This is a genomic window from Mycobacterium sp. TH-M15, assembly GCF_057473705.1.
Map to the genome: position 1 here is coordinate 1 of NZ_JBYCLB010000210.1, position 5004 is coordinate 5004.

Annotated in this window: 5 protein-coding genes and 1 pseudogene; 2 read left to right on the plus strand and 4 right to left on the minus strand. The window is 72.2% G+C overall.

Going from position 1 to position 5004, the window contains the following annotated elements:
- The 4 genes and pseudogenes from AC2VNT_RS04965 to AC2VNT_RS04980 all read right to left on the minus strand — a co-directional run.
- Positions 1 to 308, minus strand: a pseudogene (locus AC2VNT_RS04965) (hypothetical protein); the annotation flags it as partial.
- A gap of 106 nt (positions 309 to 414) precedes the next feature.
- Entirely contained in the window at positions 415 to 975 is a 561-nt protein-coding gene (locus tag AC2VNT_RS04970; RefSeq protein WP_486945795.1) for a DUF488 domain-containing protein, read from the minus strand.
- 3 nt (positions 976 to 978) lie between these two features.
- Positions 979 to 2805 (minus strand): fatty acid--CoA ligase FadD11, encoded by a 1827-nt coding sequence (gene fadD11, locus AC2VNT_RS04975; protein WP_486945796.1) that lies wholly within the window; start codon positions 2803 to 2805, stop codon positions 979 to 981.
- A 47-nt stretch (positions 2806 to 2852) separates the two neighbouring features.
- A complete protein-coding gene (locus AC2VNT_RS04980; RefSeq protein ID WP_486945797.1) occupies positions 2853 to 3638 on the minus strand; it encodes an enoyl-CoA hydratase/isomerase family protein in 786 nt (261 codons plus the stop codon).
- 79 nt (positions 3639 to 3717) lie between these two features.
- Here AC2VNT_RS04980 and AC2VNT_RS04985 point away from each other — a divergent pair, with 79 nt between their 5' ends.
- Positions 3718 to 4560 (plus strand): class I SAM-dependent methyltransferase, encoded by an 843-nt coding sequence (locus tag AC2VNT_RS04985; protein ID WP_486945798.1) that lies wholly within the window; start codon positions 3718 to 3720, stop codon positions 4558 to 4560.
- Positions 4557 to 5004, plus strand: a 448-nt coding sequence (locus AC2VNT_RS04990) for an amidohydrolase family protein (RefSeq protein ID WP_486945799.1), incomplete at its 3' end; no start/stop codon positions are given. The genes AC2VNT_RS04985 and AC2VNT_RS04990, both read left to right, overlap by 4 nt.

Sequence of the window (5004 nt, forward strand, 5' to 3'; positions counted from 1 at the left end):
GTTTGGTAGGTGGCGTTCCAGTCGTAGAACCCGTCGGAGAAGTAGTAGGGCGTCGTCACCGGCTCGGTGTGGCCGGTGAAGCCCAGCGGCTCCAGGAAGATCCGATCGGCGCTGGCCATCATCGTGTCGTTGGGTGTCACCGTTCCCATCGGCCCGACGATGAGCGCCACACCGTCACCCAACCCCGCCGTCAGCAGCACGTCGCCCGAGACCGGACGCGGACGCCCGGTGGACACGCCGGCGACACCGCCGACGACCACGCTGGCGACCGCCACGACACCGACTGCCCGGACCGAACTGATACCCATGAACCTGCCCTTCCGGCGGTTGGCCTGCAGGCCCGGATCATTCGCTGTGACGCGATACTACTCGCGGGGTGCGCCGGCGGCTGAATCCGACGGCTGAATCCGGCGGCTACATCCCAGGGCGAGGTGTGATTACGGTCGGCCCGTCGTAGACCAGCACGTCGCCGTCGACCCGGGCCCCGGCGGTCGGCCGGTGTTCGCGCAGCGTCCCGTCGTGCATCAGGTGGCGCACCTCGATCCCGCGCACCAGGGTGAGGTAGTCGGAGACCAGTTTGCGGTGGCAACGCCACCACACCGTCTCGGCGCACATGATCGCGAGCTGCTGGGTGGCCGCTCGCGCCAGCAGGTCGTCGATGCCGGCCCGGAACTCCGGGCTGCGCATGTAGCCCGCGTAGGACCGGAACGACGCGTTGCGCAGCCCGATATCGGGGCTCTCGCCTCTCACCCGCCGCCAGCCGCCCAGCCGCGGCTCCCACTGGTAGTCGATCCCGGCCTCCGGCAGCCAGTGCGCCATCTTCTCCCGGGCCGACTCCGGGTTGTGCCGGCTGCCGGGCGCGGTGCGCACGTCGACCAGCCGGCGCACCCCGGCGCCGCGCAGCAGCGCGGTGATCTCGGCCGGCCCGGCGGTGCCGTGTCCGAAGGTGAAGACCGTCGGCGCGTCGCCGCCCATCGGTCAGGCCTGCGCAGCCACCGGCTGCCCGGCGTCGGGCTGGTGCACCTGCGGGCCGGGCTCGGGCGCGTAGAGCTCTTCGATCTCGGCGGCGTACTTCGCCGCGATCGGCCGGCGCTTGAGCTTCATGGTCAGGGTGATCTCGTCACCACCGGGCTCCCACAGCGCGGACAGCACCCGGAACCGCTTGATCTGCTCCACCCGGGACAGCCGCGCGTTGCCGGCGGCCACTCCGGCCGCGATCTGCGCGATCACCAGCGGATCGGTGGCCAACGCGGCCGGTGACGCGTCGGTCAGCCCGTGGGTGGCGGCGTACGGGCCCACCGAGTCGGCGTCGAAGACCAGCAGCGCGGTGTTGTACGGCCGTCCTTCGCCGACGGTGAGCATCGCGCCGATCATCGGGCAGGCGGCCAGGATGGTGTTCTCGATGTTGGCCGGCGACATGTTCTTGCCGGCCGCGTTGATGATCAGCTCCTTCTTGCGGTCGACCACCCGCAGGTAGCCGTCCGGGTCCTGTTCCAGGATGTCGCCGGTGTGCAGCCAGCCGTCCGCGTCGATCGCCTCGGCGGTCTTGGCCGGATCCTTGCGGTAGCCGCGCATCACCAGCGGGCCGCGCACCAGGAACTCGCCGTCGTCGGCGACCTTGCTCTCCAGACCGGGCAGCAGCTTGCCGACGGTGCCCAGCCGGGCGTCGCGCGGATGTGCCGTCGAGGCGACGCAACTCAGCTCCGACATCCCCCACACCTCGCAGATCGGGATGCCGATCCCGGCGAAGAAGCCGAGGGTCTCCTTCGGGATCGGCGCCGCCCCGGAGACCGCCCAGCGCATCTGGTCCAGCCCCAGCTTCTCGCGCAGCTTGGACAGCACCAGCTCGTCGGCGCCGGCCCATTCGGCGGCCAGATCGTCGGGGACCGAGCCGTCGGCGACCAGCGCCGCACCCCGGCGCACCGCGGTCGCCAGCGCCCACTGCAGCGCGGCCCGGCGGTCGCTGTCCGGCTCGTTGGCCGCCGCGAATTCGATTGCGGCCTTGAGCTTCTCCCACACCCGGGGCACCGCGGCCCAGACGGTGGGCCGCACGTCGGTCAGTGCGGCGGCGATGGTGCGCGCATCCGGCACCACGGTGACCTGGGTGCCGAACATCTCCTGGTTGTACAGCGCCATCGCCCGGTCGGCGATGTGCGCCGACGGCAGGTAGGAGGTGACCCGGTCACCGAAGCGCACCCCGAGCACGTTCTGCAGCGACACCGCTTCGAAGACCAGGTTGGCGTGCGTCATCTCGACGCCCTTCGGCGGCCCGGTGGTGCCCGAGGTGTAGATCAAGGTGACGATGTCGTCGGGCTGCACCGCCCGCCAGCTGGCGTCGAAGTCGAAGCCGGGGTCCCCCGCGGCGACCAGGTCGTCGACCGACAGGGTGCCGTCCGGTGCGCCGTCGATGCAGACGATGTGGTCGATGGCCGCCCCGCTCTCCCGGATCCGGTCGACGTACTGGGCCTCGCAGATGACGACCTTGGTGCCGGCGTTGCCGAACAGGTAGGCCAGCTGCTCGGCGGGGGCGGTGTTGTACACCGAGAACGACGTCGCCCCGGCGTGCTGGGCGCCGACCTCCAGCGGGTAGAACTCGATCCGGTTGGCCATCATCAGCGAGACGGTGTCGCCGCGGCGTACCCCGAGCCCGGCCAGCCCGGCCGCCACCCGGCGCACCTGGGTGGCGTACTCCCGCCAGGTCAGGGTCTCGGTGTCGCCGACGGTCCGCAGCGCGACCGCGTCGGGATCGACCGCCGCGGTGCGCTGGAAGGCTTCGCAGACCGTCGCCGGCCGGGGTTCGGGCATCTCGGTCTCTCCTCTTCGGTTCGGCTGCGAGGTCGGCCGCGTTCGGGTCAGCCGCGGCCGCGGCGGGACAGGTAGGCGATCGCCGCGTCCCGGGATTCCTGGTCGTGCGCCGCGGTGACCAGCGAGTCGGCGTCGTTCCAGCTGCGCGCGGTGCCGACCATCCCCTCGGTCACCGCGTTGGTGTGCCGCTTGGTGGCATGGAGGGTGAGCGCGGATTTGGTGACCAGCTGGCCCACCAGCTCCTCGACCTCCTCGTCCAGGCCGGCCTCGCTCACCACCCGGTTGACGAAGCCGGCCGATTTCGCCTCGTTCGCGCCGAACGGCCGGCAGGTCATCACCAGCTCCTTGGTGAGCGCCGGGCCGAACTCGCGCACCAGCCGCGGGATGCCGCCCCAGGCCAGCGGGATGCCGAGATCGACCTCGGGGATGGCGAAGCGGATCGTGTCGGCGGCCACCCGCAGATCGCACGCGGCGGCCAGCACCAGCCCGCCGCCGACGCAGTGCCCGTGCAGCCGCGCCACGGTCACCGCCCGCATCGCCTCCACCGCGTCGGCCATCCGCCGTCCCGCGTCGGCGGCATCGCGCAGCGCGGCGGCGCCCTCGTCGACGGTGCCGAACGCCGCCAGGTCGGCTCCGGCCGAGAACGCCCGGCCCCGACCGGCGACCACGACGACCTTCACCTCCGGCAGGCTGTCGAACCAGCGGGCCGCGGCGACCAGTTCGGTCAGCGTCTCGGGGCCCAGCGGATTGAGCTTCTCCGGCCGGTTCAACGCGATCGACCCGCGCGGACCGTCGGCCACCACCTCGAGGGTGGTCGCGTCGAAGGTCTGCATACCTACGAACGTAGCGGGTCGACGCGTCATCGGGCGGTGTTCCGCGCTTTACGGCCCCCAGCCGGTACCCTTGGCGGACATGTCGATTGCGGCAACCGGGCTCACCCCGCTGGAGCAGACCGCCTTCCTCACCGAATACGCGCGGGCCCTGGACAGCCGGGCACCGCGGCCGATCCTCGGCGACACCGTCGCCGACGAGGTCGTCGGCCGGCTCGACTACGACTTCGCCGCGCTGGCCGTGCCCACCAATGTGGTCTGCCAGACCGTGCTGCGGGCCAAGCTGCTCGACGACCGGGTGCGCGACTTCGTGGCCCGTCATCCCGATGCCGTGGTGGTGGATCTCGGCGCCGGGCTGGGCACCCCGATGCTGCGGGTGCGCCCGCCGGCCGGGGTGGACTGGTATTCGGTGGACCTGCCGCCGGTGATCGCGCTGCGTGAGGCGGTGCTGCCCGCCGCCGAACACGCCCACTCGGTGCCGGCGTCGGTGGCCGACGACTGGACGGCGGGCATCCCGGCCGATCGGCCCACCATGGTGATCGCCGACGGGCTGTTCGCGTTCGTGCCGCAGCCGGTGATGGCGGAGCTGTTCCGGCGGATCACCGCGTACTTCCACGCCGGCGAGCTGGCGTTCAACGACTACGGCCGGGTCGGCCGGGTCAGCCGGGCGGTGATGAAACTAGCCCGGCAGCCGATGTTTCACCTGATCGACAGCGTGTGGGCCAACCCGGGCTTCAAAGACGCCCGCACCCCGGAGACCTGGAACCCGCGGCTGCGGCTGGTCGAGGAGGCCAGCGTGACGCACGCCGCCGAGGTGGCGCTCTGCCCCCGGCTGGTCCGGCTGGCGATCCGGCTGACCGGCACGACCAAGGCCGGTGCCCGCGGCGCCCGGATCCTGCGCTACCGGTTCGGGGTGCCGCGATGACGGGAGCCACCCTGATCACCGGGGCGCGGGTCTGGGACGGGGTGTCGGACGCGGCGGCGCCGGCGCAGGTGCTGGTCGTCGACGGGCGAATCCGGCGGGTTGGCGACCGGATCGAGCCGCCGGCGGGGGCGCACCGAGTCGAGCTGCCCGGACACACGTTGACCCCGGGCTTCATCGACTGCCACACCCACGTCACGGTGATCCCGCCGGTCGGCGCGGCGCTGGCCGCCGACTCCGTCGTCGCCAAGTCGCTGAAGGCGCTGCCGGTGCTGCGCGCGTTGCTGAACAACGGCTTCACCACCATCCGCGACCTGGGCTGCGGCGACCACGGCTACCCGACCGTCGATCTGCGCGACGCGGTCGCCGCCGGCCTGATCGACGGGCCGCGGATGCTGGTTGCGCCGCACATGATCTCGGCGCGCGGCGGCCACGGCGACTTCAGCG